The sequence below is a fragment of the Micromonospora sp. WMMA2032 genome (assembly GCF_002688545.1).
GTDB lineage: Bacteria > Actinomycetota > Actinomycetes > Mycobacteriales > Micromonosporaceae > Micromonospora > Micromonospora sediminicola.
The window spans coordinates 5,618,770-5,640,676 of sequence record NZ_CP024052.1 but is presented as its reverse complement, the minus strand read 5'-3'; the positions used below and the strand labels follow the sequence as shown (position 1 = coordinate 5,640,676).

20 protein-coding genes are annotated in these 21,907 nt (G+C 74.0%); 4 read left to right on the top strand and 16 right to left on the bottom strand.

Going from position 1 to position 21,907, the window contains the following annotated elements; translation table 11 throughout:
- Positions 1–14: 14 nt before the first annotated feature.
- Positions 15–2,531: an aminopeptidase N gene (gene pepN / locus CO540_RS26205; RefSeq protein ID WP_099164015.1), complete on the bottom strand. Its 2,517-nt coding sequence runs from the start codon at positions 2,529–2,531 to the stop codon at positions 15–17.
- Positions 2,532–2,597: 66 nt separating this feature from the next.
- On the opposite strand from pepN, the gene CO540_RS26200 reads away from it, so the two are divergent.
- A complete protein-coding gene (locus tag CO540_RS26200) occupies positions 2,598–2,816 on the top strand; it encodes a DUF397 domain-containing protein (protein ID WP_089158060.1) in 219 nt (72 codons plus the stop codon).
- Positions 2,817–2,826: 10 nt separating this feature from the next.
- Here the strand turns inward: CO540_RS26200 and CO540_RS26195 are convergent, their stop codons facing one another.
- Positions 2,827–3,213, bottom strand: a complete 387-nt coding sequence (locus CO540_RS26195) for a hypothetical protein (RefSeq protein ID WP_099164014.1) — start codon at positions 3,211–3,213, stop codon at positions 2,827–2,829.
- Between the two features lie 249 nt (positions 3,214–3,462).
- On the opposite strand from CO540_RS26195, the gene CO540_RS26190 reads away from it, so the two are divergent.
- Complete coding sequence (locus CO540_RS26190) at positions 3,463–4,710, top strand: cytochrome P450 (RefSeq protein WP_099164013.1); 1,248 nt, start codon at positions 3,463–3,465, stop codon at positions 4,708–4,710.
- Between the two features lie 139 nt (positions 4,711–4,849).
- Positions 4,850–5,911: a glycosyltransferase family 2 protein gene (locus CO540_RS26185; RefSeq protein ID WP_253866196.1), complete on the top strand. Its 1,062-nt coding sequence runs from the start codon at positions 4,850–4,852 to the stop codon at positions 5,909–5,911.
- Positions 5,912–5,981: 70 nt separating this feature from the next.
- Here the strand turns inward: CO540_RS26185 and CO540_RS26180 are convergent, their stop codons facing one another.
- The 3 genes from CO540_RS26180 to CO540_RS26170 are packed head-to-tail and all read right to left on the bottom strand — an operon-like array spanning position 5,982 to position 7,886.
- Positions 5,982–6,620 (bottom strand): DUF3618 domain-containing protein, encoded by a 639-nt coding sequence (locus CO540_RS26180; RefSeq protein ID WP_099164011.1) that lies wholly within the window; start codon positions 6,618–6,620, stop codon positions 5,982–5,984.
- Positions 6,617–7,069 (bottom strand): phage holin family protein, encoded by a 453-nt coding sequence (locus tag CO540_RS26175; protein ID WP_099164010.1) that lies wholly within the window; start codon positions 7,067–7,069, stop codon positions 6,617–6,619. Before CO540_RS26175 ends, CO540_RS26180 begins: the two co-directional genes overlap by 4 nt.
- Before the next feature lie 31 nt (positions 7,070–7,100).
- Positions 7,101–7,886 (bottom strand): hypothetical protein, encoded by a 786-nt coding sequence (locus tag CO540_RS26170; RefSeq protein WP_099164009.1) that lies wholly within the window; start codon positions 7,884–7,886, stop codon positions 7,101–7,103.
- A gap of 197 nt (positions 7,887–8,083) precedes the next feature.
- Between CO540_RS26170 and CO540_RS26165 the strand changes: the two genes are divergently transcribed.
- Positions 8,084–8,560, top strand: a complete 477-nt coding sequence (locus tag CO540_RS26165; protein ID WP_091571918.1) for a DUF4383 domain-containing protein — start codon at positions 8,084–8,086, stop codon at positions 8,558–8,560.
- A gap of 75 nt (positions 8,561–8,635) precedes the next feature.
- Here CO540_RS26165 and CO540_RS26160 read toward each other — a convergent pair whose 3' ends face one another.
- The 11 genes from CO540_RS26160 to CO540_RS26110 form a co-directional block, all read right to left on the bottom strand.
- Entirely contained in the window at positions 8,636–9,085 is a 450-nt protein-coding gene (locus CO540_RS26160) for a GNAT family N-acetyltransferase (RefSeq protein WP_099164008.1), read from the bottom strand.
- Positions 9,086–9,144: 59 nt separating this feature from the next.
- Entirely contained in the window at positions 9,145–10,599 is a 1,455-nt protein-coding gene (obgE, locus tag CO540_RS26155) for a GTPase ObgE (protein ID WP_099164007.1), read from the bottom strand.
- A gap of 89 nt (positions 10,600–10,688) precedes the next feature.
- Positions 10,689–10,943, bottom strand: coding sequence for a 50S ribosomal protein L27 (rpmA, locus tag CO540_RS26150; RefSeq protein WP_013288010.1), 255 nt, complete (start codon positions 10,941–10,943; stop codon positions 10,689–10,691).
- Between the two features lie 11 nt (positions 10,944–10,954).
- Complete coding sequence (rplU, locus tag CO540_RS26145) at positions 10,955–11,272, bottom strand: 50S ribosomal protein L21 (RefSeq protein ID WP_099164006.1); 318 nt, start codon at positions 11,270–11,272, stop codon at positions 10,955–10,957.
- Positions 11,273–11,460: 188 nt separating this feature from the next.
- Positions 11,461–11,934 carry a hypothetical protein gene (locus CO540_RS26140; RefSeq protein WP_099164005.1) on the bottom strand — a complete coding sequence of 158 codons (474 nt, stop codon included), beginning with the start codon at positions 11,932–11,934 and terminating at the stop codon, positions 11,461–11,463.
- A 119-nt stretch (positions 11,935–12,053) separates the two neighbouring features.
- On the bottom strand, positions 12,054–15,164 hold the full coding sequence (locus CO540_RS26135) for an Rne/Rng family ribonuclease (RefSeq protein WP_099164004.1): 3,111 nt from the start codon (positions 15,162–15,164) through the stop codon (positions 12,054–12,056).
- A 130-nt stretch (positions 15,165–15,294) separates the two neighbouring features.
- Entirely contained in the window at positions 15,295–16,014 is a 720-nt protein-coding gene (locus CO540_RS26130) for a TIGR03936 family radical SAM-associated protein (RefSeq protein WP_099164945.1), read from the bottom strand.
- A gap of 325 nt (positions 16,015–16,339) precedes the next feature.
- Complete coding sequence (gene mycP / locus CO540_RS26125; protein WP_099164003.1) at positions 16,340–17,800, bottom strand: type VII secretion-associated serine protease mycosin; 1,461 nt, start codon at positions 17,798–17,800, stop codon at positions 16,340–16,342.
- A 10-nt stretch (positions 17,801–17,810) separates the two neighbouring features.
- Positions 17,811–19,283: a hypothetical protein gene (locus CO540_RS26120; protein WP_099164002.1), complete on the bottom strand. Its 1,473-nt coding sequence runs from the start codon at positions 19,281–19,283 to the stop codon at positions 17,811–17,813.
- A 13-nt stretch (positions 19,284–19,296) separates the two neighbouring features.
- Positions 19,297–19,734 (bottom strand): hypothetical protein, encoded by a 438-nt coding sequence (locus CO540_RS26115; RefSeq protein WP_091571890.1) that lies wholly within the window; start codon positions 19,732–19,734, stop codon positions 19,297–19,299.
- Positions 19,735–19,903: 169 nt separating this feature from the next.
- The gene (locus CO540_RS26110) at positions 19,904–21,889 is read right to left on the bottom strand and encodes a TIGR03960 family B12-binding radical SAM protein (protein ID WP_091571887.1); all 1,986 of its coding nucleotides are present in this window, start codon (positions 21,887–21,889) and stop codon (positions 19,904–19,906) included.
- Between the last annotated feature and the right edge of the window lie 18 nt (positions 21,890–21,907).

Below are 21,907 nucleotides of genomic sequence, written 5' to 3'. Positions count from 1 at the left end.
GGCACGGGCACTGGTCAGGCGGCCGCGGCGGCCACCGCGGTGCGGGCCACCAGCGCCCGGCGCAGGTCGTCGTCCAGGTCGGTGACCCACCGGCGCAGGCCGGGCGTGAGGTCGTCGCGGGCCAGCAGCGCCGCGGCCAACTCCCGGGTGGGCTGCGCCACCGCGTAGCGCGGGAACGCGGCGACCGTGACCGAGTCGGCCACCCAGGCGGTACGCAGACGCGCCGCCGCCGGCATGTCGGTGAAGTAACGCTCGACGTACCCGGCGGTCAACTCGGCCTGTTCGGGCTGCCAGAAGCCCTCGGCGGTCGCCTCGACCAGCCGGTTGGACAGCTCGGTGCTGCTCGTGACGATCTCCCAGGCCGCCCGCTTCGCGTCCGGGTCCGGCAGCGCCGCCCGGCAGGCCGCGGCCTGCTCGGCGCCGGTGGCGCTGCGGTCGGCGGCCGCCTCGGCGTCGATCTCCGCCGCGCCGACGGCGCCGAGCACCACCAACCGGCGCAGCACCGCCCAGCGCAGGTCGGTGTCGACCGAGAGCCCCGACGGCACCTGCTTGCCGGTCAACCAGTCGGCGAGGAGCCCGGTGTCGGTGGTGGCGGCGATCAACCCCCGCGCCGCGGCGAGCTGACGCGAGCCGCCCGCCGGCGCGGCGGCGAGCAACGCCGCGCAGGCGGCGGACACCCGCAGCAACGCGGCGTCGCGGGCCAGCGGGTCGAGGTAGCGGTCGACGAGCCGCCGGGTCAGCAGCAGCACGTCCTCGATGATGGTCACCTCGGTCTCGGCCGGCAGCGCCGCGGCGATCAGGCCGACCAGCGCGGCGGCGGGCCGCTCCCCGTCGGTGACGGCGTCCAGCGCCTCACCCCACAGCAACGCCCGGGCCAGCGGGTCGTCGAGGCCGGGCAGCAGCATCGGCACCGCGTCCGACGAGGCCGGGTCCAGTCGGATCTTGGCGAAGGTCAGGTCACCGGCGTTGGGCAGCAGCAGGCCGGTGGCCGGCTGCCCGACCAGTTCGGGCACCGGCGTACGGCCGCCGTCGGCGTCCGGGTCGAGGTCGACCTCGACCCGCCGGGCCGGGGCGTCGGCGGTCAGGTGGGCCACGCCGATGCGGTGCGGCCGCAGCACCGGGTGGCTCGGCGGGGCGGTCTGCACCACCGCCACCTCGGTCCACCGGCCGTCGCCGTCCACCGCGGTCTCGATGCGCAGCGTGTTCACCTGCGCCCGACGCAGCCAGCGCTCGGCCCAGCCGGTCAGGTCGCGTCCGCTCGCGGCGCCGAGGCCGGCCAGCAGGTCGGCGAGCGTGGCGTTGTCGAACCGGTGCGCGGCGAAGTGCGCGTTCAGCCCGGCCAGGAAGGCGTCGTCGCCGAGCCAGGCGACGAGCTGGCGCAGCACGCTGGCGCCCTTGGCGTACGAGATGCCGTCGAAGTTGAGCAGCGCCTGGGCGGCATCGGCCACCTCCTGCGGCGCCACCGGGTGGGTGGACGGACGCTGGTCGGCGGTGTAGCCCCACGCCTTGCGACGGCTCGCGAACGTGGTCCACGCCCGGTCGAACCGGGTCGCCTCGGCGGTGACCCGGGTGCCCAGGTACTCCGCGAAGGACTCGTTCAGCCAGAGGTCGTCCCACCAGCGCATGGTGACCAGGTCGCCGAACCACATGTGCGCCATCTCGTGGGCGATGGTGGTGGCGCGCAGCTCGCGCTGGGTGTCGGTGACCGCGGACCGGAAGACGTAGTCGTCGCGCAACGTGACCAGGCCCGGGTTCTCCATGGCGCCGGCGTTGAACTCGGGCACGAACGCCTGGTCGTACTTGCCGAACGGGTAGCGCTCGGCGAAGAGCTGGTGGAAGCGGTCGAGGCACTGCCGGGTGACGGTGAAGATCTCGTCGGCGTCGGCGTCGAGGTGCGCGGCGAGCGAGCGCCGGCAGTAGAGGCCGAGCGGGATGCCGTCGTGCTCGGACCGCAGCACGTGCCAGGGCCCGGCGACCAGCGTGACGAAGTAGGTGGCCAGCGGCGCGGTGGGGGCGAACTCCCAACGCCCCGGCGCGGGCCGGTCGGCGAGCTGCCCGTTGGCCGCCACCGTCCACTCCGGCGGCGCGGTGACGGCGAGCGTCACCGGCGCCTTCAGGTCGGGCTGGTCGAACGCCGCGAAGATGCGCGGCGCGTCGTCCAGGAAGGACATGGCGTAGAGGTAGGTCTCGCCGTCGGCCGGGTCGACGAAGCGGTGCAACCCCTCGCCGGTGTTGGAGTAGGCCATCTCGGCCTCGACGGTGAGCGTGTTGCTCGCGGCCAGGCCGGTGAGCGGCAACCGCTCGTCGGACAGCAGGGCCGGATCGAGGTCGCGGTCGTTGAGACGGGCCCGCAGGAGTCGGCGAGGCTTGACGTCGACGAAGGTCTCGGCGCCGGGGTTGGCCCGGAACCGGATGGTGACGGCGGAGCGGAACCGCTCGGCGTCGCCGGTCAGGTCGAGGTCCACCTGGTAGGACTCGACAGTGATCGACGCGCGGCGCGCGGTCGCCTCTGCACGGGTGAGGCTCGGCATCCGCTTATCCTGCCCGATGAGGTCCGCACGGACCTTCTCGTTACGCGTCGCGATGGAGGAACAACGATGGGTCAGCACCCCAAGGGCGATTTCGACCTCTCTCGGGCGGTGTGGCAGCGCGCGGAGGGAGACACCTCCGAGGGTGCGGTCGAGGTGGCCTTCGTCGACGATCTGATCGGGATGCGCAACTCGGCCGAGCCGGAGGGGCCTGTCCTGGTCTTCACCCAGGCCGAGTGGGACGCCTTCGTGGCGGGCGCCCAGGACGGCGAGTTCGACCTGGACTGAACCCGCGCGGTCAGTCACCGTCACCCCAGCCGAGCCCGCCCGGCCCGGGCGCGTGGTGGAACCCGGGGTGGTCGGCCACGTCGGCGCAGCGCTCGCCGTCGGGCCCGACCGCCCCGCAGAACAACCGCTCGGCCCGGTGCCAGGCGTCGGCCGGGGACAGCGCCGCCGCGCCGAGTGCCAGCTCCGGGCGGAGCAGGCCGAGAGCCTCGGCGTACGCGACGGCCAGCTCCCGCGCGACGGCGGGCTCGGCGGCCGCGAATCCGAGGTGCACGGTGAAGAACCGCGGCGGGCGGGGCGCGGCCCGGCGGGGACCGCCGATCAGCGGCTCCTCCCGACTGCCGCCCCGCAGCCCGGCGACCGCCCCACGCCGCCGTCGCTCCGCCCTCTCGTCGCGCATCCGGGTCCTCCCCCGTCGTCGGTGACCGCCCACCGGACGCCGTGCCGGCGGGCGCCGGACCGGCGCCCGCCGACCCGCGTTCCGAGCCAACCAGCTTTTCCGCACCCGGGGAGGGGCCAGCGGCCGGCCGTGTGGCTGGCCCCTCCCCCGAGCGGCCGGACCTGCGGTAATGGAGGATTCGGCCGCGTCGGCCCGGGTAGGCAGCGCAACGTCGAGCAGGGCCACCGAGCCGGGTCAGGAGCCGCCGAGATGAGCACCATGCCGAGCGACCGGAGCCCGGACAGCACGCTGGCCTTCCTCCGCGAGGGCTACCGCTTCGTGGGCGCCCGCTGCGACCGGTTCGGCACCGACGTCTTCCAGACCCGGCTGCTGCTGGAGCCGACGATCTGCCTGCGCGGCCGGGAGGCCGCCGAGCTGTTCTACGACGAGGAGCGGTTCGTCCGGCGCGGCGCCATGCCGATGCGCGGGCAACGCACGCTGACCGGCGTCGGTGGCGTCCAGGGTCTCGACGGCGAGGCGCACCGGGCCCGCAAGGCCATGTTCATGTCGATCATGACACCGGCCGCGATCCGCCGGCTCGGGCAGCTCTTCGACGACGAGTGGCGGGCCCGGACCCCGGCCTGGGCGCAGGACGGCCCGGTCGTGCTCTACGACGAGGTGGGCCGGATCCTCACCCGGGCGGTCTGGGCCTGGGCCGGCGTGCCCCTGGCCGAGGTCGACGTGGCCCGCCGGACCGCCGAGATGCACGCGATGATCGACGCTCCCGCCGTCCTGGGGCCGAAGCACTGGCGCGGGCTGCTCGGCCGGCGCCGGGCCGAACGCTGGGCCGGCGAGCAGGTCGACCGGGTCCGCGCCGGCGCGCTGCCGGCGCCCGAGGGCAGCGCGCTGCGGGTCGTCGCCGAGCACCGGGACGAGCGGGGCACGCCGCTGCCCCGCCGGATCGCGGCGGTGGAGTTGCTCAACGTGCTGCGCCCCACCGTCGCCGTGGACCGGTACGTGGTCTTCGCCGCGCTGGCCCTGCACGACCACCCGCACTGGCGGGACCGGTTGGTCGGTGACGACACCGCGACCGAACAGTTCGTGCAGGAGGTACGCCGCTACTACCCGTTCTTCCCGCTCGCCGCCGCCCGCGTGCGTCGCTCGTTCGAGTGGCGGGGGTACGCGTTCCCGCAGGGCCGCCGCGTGCTGCTCGACCTGTACGGCACGAACCACCACCAACGGATCTGGCCGGAGCCGGAGCGGTTCCGCCCGGAGCGCTTCGCCGGCTGGCGGGACGACCCGTTCGGGCTGGTCCCGCAGGGCGGCGGCGACCACCTCACCGGGCACCGCTGCGCCGGCGAGTGGATCACCATCGAGCTGATGAAGCGGGCGGTGACCCAGCTGACCGGCACGATGAGCTACCGCGTCCCGCCACAGGACCTCGCGCTCGACCTGGGCCGGATGCCGACGCTGCCGCCCAGCGGGCTGCTGGTGGACGGGGTGCGCCCAACCGTCTAGGACCGGGCGTACCGGTCCGGGTGAGGCGGCCCGCGGACGCCGGACGGCCGCCCCGGCGATCTCGTAGCCCCAGTGCCCGGGGGTTTCAGCGGCCACGTGGCGGGCAACCGGCTGCTCCCCGAGCGGACCGGAGGACGACGTGACGGACACCGCTGCGCACCCACGCCGACCGGACCGGACCGCCGTGCGCTCCGCGCCGGTCCGGCTGCCGATGGCGTACGTCCTGCCGGTGCGCGCCCACGACGACCGGGGTCTCGACGAGCTGACCGGCTACCTGCGCGAGCTGAGCCGATGGGTCGACGTGGTGGTGGTCGACGGGTCCGCGCCGGCGCTGTTCGCCCGCCACGCCGCCGCCTGGCGGGGGCTGGTCCGGCACGTTCCGCCCGATCCGGCGCTGCGGGGGCGCAACGGCAAGGTGCTCGGGGTGCTCACCGGGGTGGCGCTGGCCCGGCACGAGCACGTGGTGGTCGCCGACGACGACGTCCGCTACGACCTGCCGGCGCTGCGCGCCGTGCACGACCTGCTCGACCGGGTGGACCTGGTCCGGCCGCAGAACCACTTCGACCCGCTGCCCTGGCACGCCTGGTGGGACACCGGCCGGACGCTGCTGGCCCGGGCGTTCGGCGGGGACTGGCCGGGCACCCTGGCGGTGCGCCGGAGCACGTTCCTGGCCATGGGCGGCTACGACCCGGACGTGCTCTTCGAGAACCTGGAGCTGGCCCGGACGGTCCGGGCGTACGGGGGCAGCGAAGCCGCCCCCGCCTGGCTGTACGTGCGGCGACTCCCGCCCGCCGCCGGGCACTTCCTCGGGCAGCGCGTGCGCCAGGCGTACGACGAGACGGCCCGACCGGCGTGGCTGCTGGCCGCGCTGGCGGTGCTGCCGGCGACGGCGGCCGCGCTCGCCGCCCGGCGGCCGGGGCTGCTGCTGCGGGCCGGGCTGGTCACCGTGGCGGTGGCGGAGGTCGGCCGGCGCCGGGCCGGCGGCGCCCAGGTCTACCCGGCGCACACGACGCTCGCCGCGCCGGTCTGGCTGCTGGAACGGGGCGTGTGCGCGTGGCTCGCGGTCGGCCGGCGGCTGCGCGGCGGGGTGCCCTACGCGGGCAGCCGGCTGCGGGTGGCGGCCCACTCCACCCGGACGCTGCGCCGGCGGTCGGCCGGGCGGCGCCCGGACGACCTGGTGCTCTGGGTGGAGACCGGCTGACAGGCAAGGCGGGGCCCCTTGCTCTCGCCTGGGCGACAAGAAGGAGCCCCGCCTGACACGGGAGCCGTCGTCAGGAGCGCGCCTGGTGGGCGCTCTCCCGCACGTCCTGCGCGGCGCTGCGGCCGTCGTCCCTGACCGCCTGGGCGGCCTCCTGCGCGGTGGACCGCACCGACTCGGCGGCGTGCTGCGCCGGCTCGCGCAGCTCCTCCCTGAGCTCCCCGGCGACCTCGCCGAGCTTCTCCTTGACCACGCCGCCGTGCTCGGTCGCCTTCTCCTTGACCTGCGCGGCGAGCTGCTGCTCCCGCCGGGTGGCCGGGATGAGCGAGGAGACCAGCATGCCCACGCCGAAGGCGATCACGCCGGCGGCGATCGGGTTGCCCTCGGACTTCTGCCGCACCACGTGGGGCGCGCGGTGCGCGGCGTCGCTCACCGCGGAGGCGGCGGAGTGGGCCTTGTCGCCCACCGTGGACGCCGCCGAGGAGGCGTGGTCGCCCACCGAGTGGGCGGCGTGGCCGGTGCTGTGGCCGAGGTCGGAAGCGGTTCCCATCACCTTGTCCTTCACGTTCGTCAGCGCGCTGCGCACGCGCTGCTTGCGGTCGTCGACGATGCGGCCCGGGCTGACCTTGTACGCCAGGGCGTCCACGTCCGAGCTGAGGTTGTTGCGGGTGGCTTCGATCTCCCGGCGGATCTGGTCGGGATCGGTGCTCATCGGGTGACTCCCTCCGGGTGCGGCTTGAGTGCGTCGGGGATGCGCTGCACGCTGTCGTTGGTCTGCTTCAGGCCACGGATCTGCTCGGCGTTCCGCTTCGCCTTCGAGTAGAGGACGGCGGCGACGACGGCCCAGATCACGGCCACGATGAGCGCGGCCAGTCCGGAGTCCATGACGTTGTCGAGGAACTGCCACACCGCGATGGAGACGAAGAGCGCCACCATGTAGCCGCCGAAGCCGGCGCCGCCGTAGAAGCCGGCGGCCTTGCCCGCCTTCTTGCCCTCCTGGCGGATCTCGGCCTTGGCCAGCTCGACCTCCTGCCGCATCAGCGTGGACAGGTCGCCGGTGACCTGGCTCATCAGCTCACCGATCGAGCTGCTCCGCACCTCGTCGGCATGGTGCGGCGCGCCCGTCGCCTGGTAGCCGGGGTCCTGCGTCGGCACGGTCATGCCGTGGTCTCCCTTCTGCCGGTCCGGCCGCTCACGGACGGGGAGCGCCGGTCGACGGCACGCCCGGCAGCGGGTCGGTCTGGCTCGGCGGCGGCAGCGGCTGGCCGGTGCCGCCGGCCGGGTCGGCCCAGGTGTTCGGGGCGCCGCCACCGGGGTAGGCCGCGCCGGGCGCGGAGTAGCCCGGGTCCGGCTCGGCGTAGCTCCCCGGCGTCGGGTCGAGGTAGCCGCCCGGCGGGGTCTGGGCGGGCACGGTCGGCGTGGTCGGGAGGACCGCGGTGCGGTCCGGGTCGTACGCCGGCCGCACGCCACCGTCGTCGTTGCCGACGGCGGCGATGTTCCGGGTGAGCCGGCCCGCGACCACGCCGAGCAGCGCGGCGCCGACCAGGAACGTGCCCGGGTTGCGGCGGGCGTAGCCCTTCACCTCGTTGAGCAGGTCGCCCGGCTCACGCTGCTCCAGCCAGCCGGCGACGCCGTGCACCCGCTCGGCCGCCTGGTGGGCCAGCTCGGTGACCGGGCCGGAGCCGCCGCCCTGCTGCGCCATCGAGCGCATCTCGTCGGCCAGCGACCGCAGGCCGCTGGCGGCGCGCTGCTGCTGCTGGCCGGCCTGGGAGGTGACCTGGTTGCGGGCCTCGCCGTAGAGGTCGCGGGCCTGCCGCTTGGCCTCGCCCACCACCTCCTGGCCCTGCTGCTTGGCGGTCTGGGCGACCGCGCCACCGGCGCCTGCGGCGTCGGAGCCGACCTGCCGGGCCTGGTCGCGCACGCCGCCGCCGTTCGTCGACTCGTACGTGGCGGACGTGGGGGAAAGATCGTGAGTCATGGTGTCCCTTCCGCTCGTGCGTTCCTCGCGGTTGTCTTCGGGGGGTCACGCGAATTGCTTTCCGCGTGACAAGGGCCCTACCCCCGGTCGTCGGGTCCATGCCTGATTCGTCATTTCTCTGCGGAACCGACCCGCCCCGGTCACAGAATGGGGTGCCTGCCCGCCTGGGCGGCGTGGGCCCAACGGGGGTGACAGAGATGGCACGTGACGTGCGCGGACGTCCGTCGGCCCGGCCGGCGGTGCAGAAGGTGGCGCTCGCGGCGGCGGCCGTCTTCACGCTGATCGGCGTGCTCGGCTTCGTGCCCGGCGTCACCACCCACTACGGGGACCTGGCGTTCGCCGGGCACCACTCGGAGGCGAAACTGTTCGGCCTGTTCCAGGTGTCGGTGCTGCACAACCTGCTGCACCTGCTGTTCGGGCTGGTCGGCCTGGTGATGGCGCGGCGGCTGGCCGGCGCGCGGGTGTTCCTGGCCGGCGGCGGCGCGCTCTACCTGGTGCTGTGGCTCTACGGCTTCGTCATCGACCGGGAGACCTCCGCGAACGTCATCCCGCTCAACGACGCCGACAACTGGCTGCACCTGTTCCTCGGCTTCGGCATGCTCGCCTCGGGCCTGCTGCTGAACAACGAGATGGGCACCGGCAGCCGTCTGGACACCCCGATCGACCGGCCCTGACCGGAGGCGACACGCCGGGCCGGTGGTCCAAGGCGGTCAGCGGCGCACGCCGAGACCAGCGCCGGACCGCGCGGGTCAGGCGGCGACCGGGAGCTGCTTGGCGAAGCAGACGCTGTACGGGTTGTCGACGTACTCGCCGTAGACCGGCACGGGCCGGTAGCCGCTGGAGCGGTAGAGCGCGATCGCGGCCGGCAGGTAGGTGCCCGTCTCCAGGCACACCGTGCGGTGCCCCTGCCGGAACGCCAACTCCTCCAGCGCGCCCAGCAGCTGCCGGGCGATGCCCCGCCCCCGGTACGCCGGCCGCACGTACATCCGCTTCAGCTCGCCGGTGTCCGCGTCGAGCGCCTGCAGGCCACCGCAGCCGACCGCCCGGCCACCCACCACCGCGGCGAGGTAGCGGATGTCGCCGTGCACGACGGTCACCTGCCCGTCCAACCCGCCGTCGGCGTCGCGCAGCTCACGCTGCTGGGCGACGACGAGCGCGGCGATCTCCGGATCGGTGGCGGGCCGGGATTCGATCAGCATCCGGCCACGGTAGGTCGGCCGGATTTCGCGGAGGTTTCCGGCCACCGACCCCGAAACGGCTACTCGGAGTCCGGTTCCGCCGGCTCGGGGGCAGCCTCGATCTCGTCCTCCGGCCGTACCCGGCGGGCCTTGCGCGCGGCCAGCCGGTCGGACGCCGAGGGGCGGTTCGACTTCTCCTCCAGGCGCACGTCGGTGCCCCGGTTGCCGGGGACGAAGTCGACGCCGGCGTAGAGCGTCGGCTGCCAGTCGAACTCGCGCTCGCCGATGCGCACCAGGTCACCGGCCTGCGCGCCGGCCTTGGCCAGCTTCTCCTCCACGCCGAGGCGGGCCAGCCGGTCGGCCAGGTAGCCCACGGCCTCGTCGTTGTCGAAGTTGGTCTGCTTGACCCAGCGCTCCGGCCGGCTGCCCCGGACGGTGTAGGAGCCGTCCACCTCGGCCTCGATGGTGAAGCCCGCGTCGTCGACCGCCTTCGGCCGGATCACGATCCGGGTCGGCTCGGCCGGCGGGGCGGCGCGGCGGCCCTCCTCCACCAGCTCGGCCATCGCGTAGGTCAGCTCGCGCAGCCCCTCACGGGTCGCGGTGGAGACGTCGAAGACCCGGAAGCCGCGGGCCTCCAGGTCGGGGCGGACGATGTCGGCGAGGTCCTTGCCGTCCGGCACGTCGACCTTGTTCAGCGCGACCAGCCGGGGCCGGTCGGCGAGCCCGCCGTACTGGGACAGCTCCGACTCGATGGCGTCGATGTCGGCGAGCGGGTCGCGACCCGGCTCCAGCGTCGCGGTGTCGACCACGTGCACCAGCACCGCGCAGCGCTCGACGTGGCGGAGGAACTCCAGGCCCAGGCCCTTGCCGGTGGCCGCGCCCGGGATCAGGCCGGGCACGTCGGCGACGGTGAAGGTGTGGTTGTCCACCCGCACCACGCCCAGGTTCGGCACCAGCGTGGTGAACGGGTAGTCGGCGATCTTCGGCTTGGCCGCGGAGATCACCGAGATCAGCGAGGACTTGCCGGCCGACGGGAAGCCGACCAGGCCGACGTCGGCGACGCTCTTCAGCTCCAGCACCACGTCGAGCTTGTCGCCGGGCTCACCCAGCTCGGCGAAGCCGGGCGCCTTGCGCCGGGCGTTGGCCAGCGAGGCGTTGCCCCGTCCGCCCCGACCGCCGCGGGCCGCCTCGAAGGTGGTGCCCACCCCGACCAGGTCGGCCAGCACCTCGCCGTCGAGGCTCTGCACCACGGTGCCGTTGGGCACCTTGATGACCAGGTCGCGGCCGTTGGCGCCGTCCCGGTTCGAGCCGGCCCCGCCCTTGCCGTTCTCGGCCTTCAGGTGCGGCCGGAAGTGGAAGTCGAGCAGCGTGGTGACCTGCGCGTCGACCACCAGCGACACGCTGCCGCCGTGGCCGCCGTTGCCGCCGTCCGGGCCGCCGAAGGGCTTGAACTTCTCCCGGTGGATCGAGACACAGCCGTGCCCGCCGTCGCCGGCCTGCATGTGCAGGACGACCCGGTCAACGAACGTCGTCACGACGCCAATCCTTCCAGCGGGGTCCGCCCCGCACGTGGAAAAGCGAAGCGGGCCGGGACCCGAGGTCCGCGGCCCGCTTCGCCTTCGAACTACTGCTGCGGCACGATGCTGACGGTCTTGCGACCGCGCTTGGTGCCGAACTGCACGGAACCGGCGGCGAGGGCGAACAGCGTGTCGTCGCCGCCACGGCCGACCAGGTCACCGGGGTGGAACTTGGTGCCACGCTGACGGATGAGGATCTCACCCGCGCTGACGACCTGACCACCGAAGCGCTTCACGCCGAGCCGCTGGGCCGCGGAGTCACGACCGTTACGCGAGCTGGACGCACCCTTTTTGTGAGCCATTGGAGGACGACCTACTTCCCGCTGTTGGAGATGCCGGTCACCTTGATCTGGGTCAGCGGCTGCCGGTGACCCTGACGCTTGTGGTAGCCGGTCTTGTTCTTGAACTTGTGGATCCGGATCTTCGGGCCCTTGGTGTGCGCGGCGATCTCGCCGGACACCGCGACCTTGGCAAGCTTCGCCGCGTCGGTCACCAGGTCGTCACCGTCGACGAGGAGCACCGCGGTGAGCTTCACCGCGTCGCCGGGGGCACCGGCGAGCTTCTCGACCTCGATCACGTCGCCCTCGGCGACCTTGTACTGCTTGCCGCCGGTCTTGACGATCGCGTACATCGGAGGCGGACTCCCTGTCGTTGAGGCTGCTGGCGTCTTCACCGACCGTCACCGGCCGGTCGTTCCCACGGCGTCTCGCCGGGAGCCGTGACACCGGCGGCGCGGGCACGCGGGAACTCGGCACACCAAAGTGCGCCGCAGGCAAGCGTACGCCATACCCGGCCCGCCGCCCAAACCGGCCCCGCCGATCAGGCCGGGCAGAGCTGGTCGAGGCGCTCCTGGAGTCGGTCGAACTCCGCCTCGTCGATCGCCCGCACGTCCGTGCCGAGCCCGCCCACCTCGGTGGCCAGGTCCGCCAGCAGGGTCCGCAGCCGCGGGTCGGTGGCCCGCCCCGACTGCTCCCGCAGCACGTCCCGCCAACCCGCCAGCGCGGCCTCCGCGTCCCGTTCGGCGGCGTCCGCCCGGCTCCGGTCCCCGGTGCCGCCCGCCCGCAGCATCTCCGCCAGCTTGAACACGTACGTCTGCACCGCCGTGGAGCCGGCCTGCTTGGCCCGGGCGCAGACACCGGCGTCGCCGGTCGCGGTCGGAGCCGGAGCGGGCGAGGTGGCGGCCGGGGCCGGCGAGGCGAAGCCGACCGCGAAGGGGTCGTCCCTCCGGTCGGCGCAGCCCGCGCCCGCCAGCAGCAGTCCGGTCAGCGCCGTGACCACGAACACCCGACGCATGAGTCCTCCCTCCGGGGCGAGCCGGCCCGACCGGGGGTCGACGGGGAAACGGCAGGGCCCCTGCTCGGCACTCTGTTGCCGGAGCGGGGGCCCTGTCAAACGCCACGCAGGTCAGCGGCTCACGGCCGGGTACGCCGCCGGGCGCCGCCACGGCGGGACCGCCGCCGCGAGGTGCCGCCCTCGGTGCCCTCGTCGTCGCTCTCCCCGTCACCGATCGCGTCCGGGTCGTCGGCCGCGGCCAGCCGGGCCGAGTCGCCCTCCTGGCTGTCCGCGACCGCCGGGGCGGCCGGCGTGTCCGTCTCGAACCGGGACAGGTCGTAACCCTGGGTGTCGTAGTAGTCGTCGTCGGTGGACTCGACCACCTCGGCGACGGTCCGCTCCGGCGCGGCCGACGACTCGGCGGCCGGCTCCGGAGCGGCCTCCGCGGCCGGCTTCTCCGCGGCGGCCTTGCGGCCCCGGCGACGGCTCTTCTCCTCGGCCGGCGCGGTGGCGACCGCCGAGGCGACCGCCTTGACCTTGTCCCCCGCGCCACCGCCGCGCGGCTTCTCCGGCACCGGCTCGGTGTGGATGATCACACCCCGGCCCTTGCAGCACTCACAGGTCTCGCTGAACGCCTCCAGCAGGCCCGCGCCGATCCGCTTGCGGGTCATCTGGACCAGGCCGAGCGAGGTGATCTCGGTGACCTGGTGCTTGGTGCGGTCCCGGCCGAGGCACTCGGTGAGCCGGCGCAGCACCAGCTCCCGGTTCGACTCCAGCACCATGTCGATGAAGTCGATCACCACGATGCCACCGAGGTCACGCAGCCGCAGCTGGCGCACGATCTCCTCGGCCGCCTCCAGGTTGTTGCGGGTGACCGTCTCCTCCAGGTTGCCGCCGGAGCCGGTGTACTTGCCGGTGTTGACGTCGACGACCGTCATCGCCTCGGTCCGGTCGATCACCAACGAACCGCCGGAGGGGAGGAACACCTTGCGGTCCAGGCCCTTGAGGATCTGCTCGTCGATCCGGTACTCGGCGAACACGTCGGCGACGCCGGCGTGCCGGCGCAGCCGCGCCACCAGGTCCGGCGAGACGTGCGACAGGTACGACTCGACCAGGTCGTACGCCGGCTCACCCTCGATCACCAGCTCGCGGAAGTCCTCGTTGAAGAGGTCCCGTACCACCCGGATGACCAGGTCCGGCTCCTCGTAGAGCAGCACCGGGGCGCCACCGGAGGCCGCCTTGGCCTGGATGTCCTCCCACTGCGCCTGGAGGCGCTTGACGTCGCGGGCCAGCTCGTCCTCGCTGGCGCCCTCGGCCGCCGTCCGGACGATCACCCCGGCGCCGTCCGGCACCAGCTTCTTCAGCACGTCCCGCAGGCGCTTGCGCTCGGTGTCCGGCAGCTTGCGGCTGATCCCGGAGGCGTTGCCGTTGGGCACATAGACCAGGTGCCGGCCGGAGAGCGCGATGTGACTGGTCAGCCGGGCGCCCTTGTGCCCGATCGGGTCCTTGGTCACCTGCACCAGGACCGAGTCGCCGGAGCGCAGCGCCTGCTCGATCGAGCGTGCCCGGCCCTCCAGGCCGGTGGCGTCCCAGTTGACCTCGCCGGCGTACAGGACGGCGTTGCGCCCGCGCCCGATGTCGACGAAAGCCGCCTCCATGCTGGGCAGGACGTTCTGCACCTTGCCCAGGTAGACGTTGCCGGCCATGGTGCCGGACGAGTTGCGGGTGACGTAGTGCTCGACCAGCACGCCGTCCTCGAGCACGGCGATCTGGGTGCGGTCGCCGCGCTGGCGGACCACCATCACCCGGTCGACCGCCTCGCGGCGGGCCAGGAACTCCGACTCGCTCAGGATCGGCGGCCGGGTACGCCGCTGCTCGCGACCGTCCCGCCGGCGCTGCCGCTTGGCCTCCAGCCGCGTCGAGCCGGAGACGCCCTGCACCTCGTCGACCGCCTTGCGCGGCTCACGGATCTTGACGACGGTGGGCACGCCGTCCTCGGTGGCGGTCTCCGCCTCCCCCGCGCCCCGACGACGGCGACGACGACGGCGACGGGTCATCCCCTCGCCCTCCGCCTCCTCGTCCTCGGCGACCTCCTCGGCCTCGGCCGTCTCCGCCGTACCGGACTCCTCGACGTCCTCGTCCTCGGACTCCTCGGCGCCGCCCTTGCCCCGGCCCCGGCCGCGGCGACCGCGGCGACGACGGCGACGGGCCGCGGCGGCCTCGTCGTCCTCGTCGATCTCCTCGGCCTCGGCGGCCTCCTCCTCGGCGGCCTCGACCTCGACCTCGGCCTCGACCGGCTCGGCCTCCCGGCGGCCACGCCGCCGGCGCCGACCGGTCTCGGCCGGCTCCTCCACCGGCTCCTCGGCAACCGGGTACGTGACCCGGACGGCGGGCACCTCATCGGGCTGCGGGGGCATGAACAGGACGGTCGGCGCGCTGAGCGCGGCCCGACGACGACGGCCGGTGGTCGGCCGCTCCTCGGCAAGTTCCTCGGCCGGCTCCTCGGCGGCGCCCGGAACGGCGGCCCCGGTCGACACCGCGCCGGTGGCGTCCGACAGCCCACCGGCCCGGGCCAGCGTGGCCTCGTCGGTGCGGGGCAGCGCGGCCTCGTCCGGGGTGGGCTCGTCCTCGGCGTCCTCACCGATCGCGTCTTCCTCGCCGTCGAGCGCGGCCCGACCCTCGGCGACCTCACCCGCACTCCCGGGCGCCGAGACGGGCCCGTCGACCACGGCGTCGGGCTGCGGCTCGGCCACCGCGTGCGGCTCCGTCACCGGCCCGACGGCCTCGGCGGGCGCCTCGGTCGGCGACTCGACCGCCGGCGCGGCCTCCGCCGCGGGCGGCGTGGTCTTGCGACGACGGGTACGGGTCACCTTGACCGGCGGCACGACCTCGGCCGAGGTGGCCTCCACCCCGGCAGCCGCCACCGGTTCCTCGACCGCCTTCGCCGGGGTCGCCTTGCGGCGCCGGCGGGTGGTCTTCGGCGCGGTGTCCAACTCTCCCGCCACCGGCGCGAACACCTCGGCCTGCGGCGACTCGCCGCTGCCCACGGCCGCGGCGGACGCCTCGACCGGCGCGTCGGTCTGCTCCGGCTGGTTGAGCGGGGCCGCCTTGCGGCGGGTGGCCCGCTTGCGGGCCGGCGGCTTCGCCTCGGCGGCGCCGTCCGTGCTGGCGGCGCTGTCGGTGGTCGCGGCGGACGCCTCGGCCGGCTCTGCGCCGGTCCGTTCGCCGCCCTCGGGCTCGTTCTCGAGCATGGACGTTCTCCAGTTCTGGCTGCCCCGGGCGCGGTTGAGCGCTGCCACGCAGGGTTGCCGCAAAGGTGTTTCCGCCGGGCGCGCAGGTGCGCGACCGCCGAAGTCTGCCTGCCAGAGCGCTGACCGTCGGTCAGTGCTCTCCGATGGCTGCCCCGTCGCGATCCGCGTCCAACGGATCGACGATCTCGCCCTGCGCGGTCAACGTGCCCTGCGCCAGCCGGATCACCTTCGGGGTGACCGGCGGCTCCAGGTCGGCCACCACGCGGAGGCCGGAAAGGACGTCATCGGGCCGTACGGACGGGGTGACCTGCCGCACGACCAGTTCGAGTATCGCACATGGCGCCGCCGCCGCCCCGGAAGGCGTCTCAGACGACGTCGACGCATCGATGGCGATCACCGCAGCGCGGGCGTCGAACGTCCGCCGGCCCTGCTTGGTCATCCGCTCGACCTGGATCTCCTCCGCGGCGGTGAACGCCGCCACGGCCGCGCCGAGCACGCTCGGCTCCACCTCGGGCAGCTCGATCCGCCAGCGCGACGCCTCGATCCGGTCGGCCAGGCTGCCGCCGGTGGCCTCGACCGCGTCGAGGACGTCGAGCCCGGGTGAGAGCGCGGCGTCCAGGGCGGCCCGCAGCGCCGCCGGATCGACCGGCTCCCGCAGCCCGATCTCGAGGTATTCGGCCTCACTGGCCACGCCGGTGGGCGCCGCGGAGGCGTAGGAGATCTTCGGATGCGGGGTGAAACCCTGGGAGAAGGCGATCGGTACGCCGGCCCGGCGCAACGCGCGCTCGAAGGCCCGGGCGAAGTCCCGGTGCGAGGTGAACCGCAGCGGCCCCCGCTTGGCATACCGGATGCGGACCCGCTGGACGACGGGGGCCTGGCCGCCCTCGGGTTGAGGCTTTCTGGCGATCGTGAACTCCTCGGCTGTGCCTGCGTGTCCGCCCCATCCTGGCGCAGTCCCAGCCGCACCCCGCGACCGGGTCCACCACACCCCGGGTCAAACCACCCCGAACCCTCCCGGCCCCGACCCCGGGCCCGTCCCCGTCCCCCGGCCCGACTCCCGGCGTCGATCATGAGGTTGGCGGCGGAGTGGATCTCCGTTGGTGCCGTCAACCTCATGATCGACGCGGGGAGGGGGTGGGGTGGGAGGGGTGGGGTGGGGTGGGGGTGCGGGGGGGTCAGCGGGGGGTGTTCGGCGGGGTGGGTCCGGGAGCGGCGGGCGGTGGGGCCCACGGGTTCTGGCCGGGTGGGAACTGCTGCCCGTGAGCCGGCGGCGAATGGGCGCCCGGACCCGGCTGGGCGTAGGGGCCAGGCTGGGGATACTGCCCGTGCTGAGGGTGGGCGCCCGGACCGGGGTGGGCGCCGGGCCGGGCGTAGCCGGCCGACGGGGTGGCCGGGTGACCGGCCGGGACCGGTGGGCCGTGCCCGCCGTCGCCCATCCGGTCGAGCACCTCGTCCGGGATGTCACCCGCCCGGGCCAACTCGCGGCGGTGCCGGCGCCGGTTCCAGATCAGGAACCCCACCAGTGCCAGCAGCACCACCAGCGCCACCGCGATGCCGATCCCGACGACCATCACCTGCTGGTCGGTGGGTCCGCCGCGGTCGCCGTACTTGGTCACGTCGAAGTTGTCGTCCTCGGCCGCGGCCGGTGGCGCGGCCGCGCTGGGCGACGCCGCGGCGGCGCCGAGCAGCGGGTTCGCCGACACCGACGGGACGTCGGCGGTCAGCGCCGCCACCGGGTCGATCCGACCGAAGCCGAACCGCGGATCGCGGCCGGGCGGGCCGGCGTCCCGGGCGGTACGGATGATCCGGTTGATCACGTCGGGCGCGGAGAGCTTCGGGTACTTGGACCGGATCAGCGCCGCGACTCCGGACACGATGGCGCTGGAGTCGGAGGTGCCGTCGCCCCAGCCGTAACCCCGGTCGCGGCCGATGTTGTAGACCTCGTCCCCCGGCGCGGCGATCACCGCCTCCGGGCCCTGCGCCGAACCGTTCCAGAAACCACCGCCCCGGCTGGTGCCGGTCACCGCGATCACACCGGGGATGTTGGCCGGCGCGCTGACGTCCGGGCCCAACTGCCGGACGTTGCCGACGGCGGAGACGACGACCACGTCGCGTTCCAGCGCGTACCGGACCGCAGCCACCTCGCCCTCGTCGACGGCGCCGGCGCTGCCGTAGGACAGGTTGATCACCTTCGCGCCGCCGTCGACGGCCATCCGGATACCGGTAGCGGAATCCTCCGGGGTGAACGATCCGCCGGGCGGCTTCCGGATGGGCAGGATCTGGGCGTCCGGAGCGATGCCGTCCACTCCGGCCCCGTTGGCCGCGATGATCCCGGCCATGTGAGTGCCGTGACCCGCCGGGTCGCGCCGGCCGTCGCCGGTGTCGCGGGTGCTGGCCCCGCGCAGCACCCGGCCGCGCAGGTCCGGGTGGCCGGCGTCGACGCCGGTGTCCACCACCCCGACCACCACACCCCGGCCGGTGGAGATCTGGTGCGCCCGGTCGATCCGCAGCTCGTCCAGGTACCACTGCTCGGCCCGGCGCGGCGCGGCGGCCGCCGGCTGGGCGGCCCCCAGCACCATCAGACCGGCCAGCACCCCGGCCGCCACCGGCCGGAGCGCGCCGACGTTGACCCTCATCCGTCCGTCCTCATCGCAGGATGCCCGGGGTCGCGCCGTCACCGGCGCCCCACGGATCGTCGTCCTCGGTCAACCACGACGAGTGCTCGCCACCGCCGCCACCGTGCCCGGCGCCGCCGTGCCCGCCCATCATGCCGCCGCCCATCATCCCGGCGCCGGCCGTGCCGCCGCGGGAGCCGCCCGCGCCCATGCCGCCCGCGCCGGTGGCGCTGCGCAACGCGTTGGCCGCGCTGGTCAGCGGCGGCACCTTGCCGTTGCCGCCGCCCACCATGCCGGGCAGCGCGCCCACACCCATCCCGCCGGCCGCGCCGAGGCCGCCGCCACCGATGCCGCCGGCGGAGCCGAGACCGGCCCCACCGCCGCCGAAGCCGCCACCGGCACCGCCGCTCAGCCCGCCACCGGCACCGCCGAAGCCGCTGCCCGGGCCGCCGGCCGTGATGGTGCCCGGACCGCCCGCGCCGGCCAGGCCGGTGCCGTAGTCGTGGTCGCCGGAGCCCGGGTAGCCGCTGCCGGAGCCGGGGATGCCGCCGGTGACCGGCGGGGTGTACGAGCCGGAACCACCGCCGAGGTCGGAGCCGCCGATGGTCGGCGGGGGCGTGAACGAGCCGCCACCACCTCCGCCGCCGGCGCCACCGCCGATGCCGGTGCTGCCGAGCGAGGGCATCTTGCCCCCGGCACCGCCGCCACCACCGCCGCCCGGCAGACCGGTGTCCGGCACGCCGGAGGGCGGGGTGCGGGTGTCCGGGCGGTAGCCGTCATCGGCGTCGATGTTCGGTCTGGGCACGTCCAGCTTGGGGCGCTCGGTCTCCACGGCGACCGGCAGGGGCGACATCGCCTTGTTGGCCGCCTCCTGGTTGTCCCGGTACCAGTTGTCCAGATGCGACTTGGTGTCCCACCAACCGCCACGCTTCTGATCGCCGGCGTTGCCGTCGACCTTCATGGTGGCTTCCAGGTCGTCGGCCTTGTCGCGGAACGCGCCGTCGGCGTAGAGCGCCTGGTTGGCCTGGTAGTCCTTGCGCAGCGCGGCGAGGAACCCGGACTGGCTCTCGCCGTCGCGGGCGTCGTCCAGCTCGGTGCCGCCGGGCAGGCTCCACTCGTTCCAGCCGAAGTCGTCCATCAGCGGGATCGGGATGCTGGCCACCGCCGTGCGGATGTCGCCCTCGATCCGCGACAGCGCGCCGCTGACGCCGCTGGCGTGCGTGATCAGCTCCTCGATGTCCTTGCCGATGGTGGTCAGGTGCTCGCGGTAGGCGTCGCCGCCGCTGCCCTTCCACCCGGCCAGCAGGCCGGGCAGGCCGCCGCTGTGCGGGCGCTCCTTACCGGGCGCGATCGGGCCGACGAACGAGCGCCCGACCAGCGAGTCGCGCAGGTAGCCGAGCGCGGTGGAGAGGTTGCTCCAGCCCGCCCCCACGGACCCGACGGTCTCCGGGTCCGCCGACAGCGTCACCTCACGGACGCAGCGCTCCCAGGTGCCTCCTGCCATGACCGTCTCCCCCTCAGGCCGTGTACGGGTAGGTGGGCTGCTGCCCGGCCTCCGGCGGCGGCGCCGCGGACTCCAGCAGCCGCTCGATCTGCTTGCCGTTGGCGGCGTTGCGGGCCTCCGCGTCGCGGAACGCCTTCGCGATGTCCTCGGTGCCCTGCTTCAGGCCGGCCAACTTGCGGGAGATGTCCTTCAGGTGGGCCTCCATGTTGGCCGTGGACTTCGTCAGCGCCGCCCACTGCATCCGGGCGTCCTCGTACGCGCCGAACGGCGTGCCGTTGGCGACCGTCTGGGCGTTCGTGCCGTCGCCCTTCATCCGCTCCTTGATGCGTTCCATCTCGTAGCCGATGGTGTCGTCCACGTACTGCTTGAGGCGCTCGACGTATTCCGCGGCGGCGTCCAGGTCCTCGACGCTGACGTGCAGATCGCCGGTGTCCGGCGGCGTGATGCCCATGCTGCTGTCCTCCCCGCTACCGGCCCCCGGCCGGTCCAATACGGACGCAGCGTATCGAGGATGCACCACTGCGGGCACCCCCACCCCACGGCGGCGCGCGGTTGCCGCGAAAGACGACGGAGCGCGGGAACCCCGGGGGGTTCCCGCGCTCCGCGGTGGTTCGGCGCCGTCAGCCCTGCGCGGCGGCGGGCTGCTTCAACCCGCCGACCGGCGTCAGCGGCAGCAGCTTCCGGCCGGTCGGGCCGATCTGGATCTCGGTGTCCATGGACGGGCACACGCCACAGTCGAAGCACGGCGTCCAGCGGCAGTCGTCCTGCTCGTACTCGGACAGCGAGTCCTGCCAGTCCTGCCAGAGCCAGTCCTTGTCCAGGCCGGAGTCGAGGTGGTCCCAGGGCAGGACCTCCAGCTCCTCGCGCTCGCGGGTGGTGTACCAGTCGAGGTCCACCCCGTACGCCGGCAGCACCTCGGTCGCGGCGTCGACCCAGCGCTGGTAGGAGAAGTGCTCGCTCCAGCCGTCGAACCGGCCGCCGTTCTCCCAGACCCTGCGGATAACCGCGCCGACCCGGCGGTCGCCCCGGGACAGCAGGCCCTCGATCAGCGACGGCTCACCGTCGTGGTAGCGGAAGCCGATCGCCCGGCCCAGCGACCGGTCGCTGTTGATGGCCTGCTTGAGCAGCTTGAGCCGGCCGTCGATGACCTCCGGCCGCTCCATCGAGGCCCACTGGAACGGGGTGTGCGGCTTCGGCACGAACCCGCCGATGGAGACCGTGCAGCGGATGTCCTTGGATCCGGTGGCGGCGCGGCCGGCCCGGATCACCTCGTGCGCCATGTCGGCGATCTCCAGGACGTCCTCGTCGGTCTCGGTGGGCAGGCCGCACATGAAGTAGAGCTTCACCTGCCGCCAGCCGTTGGAGTACGCGGTGACCACCGTACGGATGAGGTCTTCCTTCGACACCATCTTGTTGATCACCTTGCGGATCCGCTCCGACCCGCCCTCCGGGGCGAAGGTCAGGCCGGTCCGGCGCCCGTTGCGGGACAGCTCCTGGGCCAGGTCGATGTTGAACGCGTCCACCCGGGTCGAGGGCAGCGACAGCGAGACGTTGGTGCCGGCGTACTGCTCGGCCAGGCCGGAGCACATGTCGCCGATCTCGGAGTGGTCGGCCGACGACAGCGACAGCAGGCCGACCTCGTGGAAGCCGGAGAACTCCAGCCCCTGCTGCACCATCTGGCCGACGGTGGTGATCGACCGCTCCCGCACCGGACGGGTGATCATGCCGGCCTGGCAGAACCGGCAACCCCGGGTGCAGCCCCGGAAGATCTCCACCGCGTACCGCTCGTGGACCGTCTCGGCGAGCGGGACCAGGGGCTTCTTCGGGTACGGCCAGGCGTCCAGGTCCATGGTCGTGCGCTTGTGCACCCGGAACGGCACGTCCGGGCGGTTCGGCACGACCCGCTGGATCCGGCCGTCGGGCAGGTAGTCGACGTCGTAGAAGCGCGGGACGTAGACGCTCTCGGTGCGGGCCAGCCGCAGCAGCAGCTCGTCCCGGCCACCCGGGGAGCCCTCGGCCTTCCACTCCCGGACGATGGTGGTGATCTCCAGCACCGCCTCCTCGCCGTCGCCGAGCACGGCGGCGTCGACGAAGTCGGCGATCGGCTCCGGGTTGAACGCGGCGTGCCCGCCGGCCACGATCACCGGGTCGGCGTCGGTGCGGTCGGCGGCGAGCAGCGGGATGCCGGCCAGGTCGATCGCGGTGAGCAGGTTGGTGTAGCCCAGCTCGGTGGAGAACGAGACACCGAACACGTCGAAGTCGCGCACCGGCCGGTGGGCGTCGACGGTGAACTGCGGCACGCCGTGGGCGCGCATCAGCTTCTCCAGGTCCGGCCAGACCGCGTACGTGCGCTCGGCCAGCACGTCGGGCAGCTCGTTGAGCACCTCGTAGAGGATCTGCACGCCCTGGTTGGGCAGGCCCACCTCGTACGCGTCCGGATACATCAGCGCCCAGCGCACGGTCGCCGCGTCCCAGTCCTTGACCACCGCGCCCAGCTCCCCACCCACGTACTGGATGGGTTTGGTCACCTGCGGCAGCAGCGGCTCCAGCCGGGGCCAGACCGAGTTGTCGGCGGTGGGACGTGGGGTCGTGGACGGGGCACTCATGATGCCCAAGGGTACGCG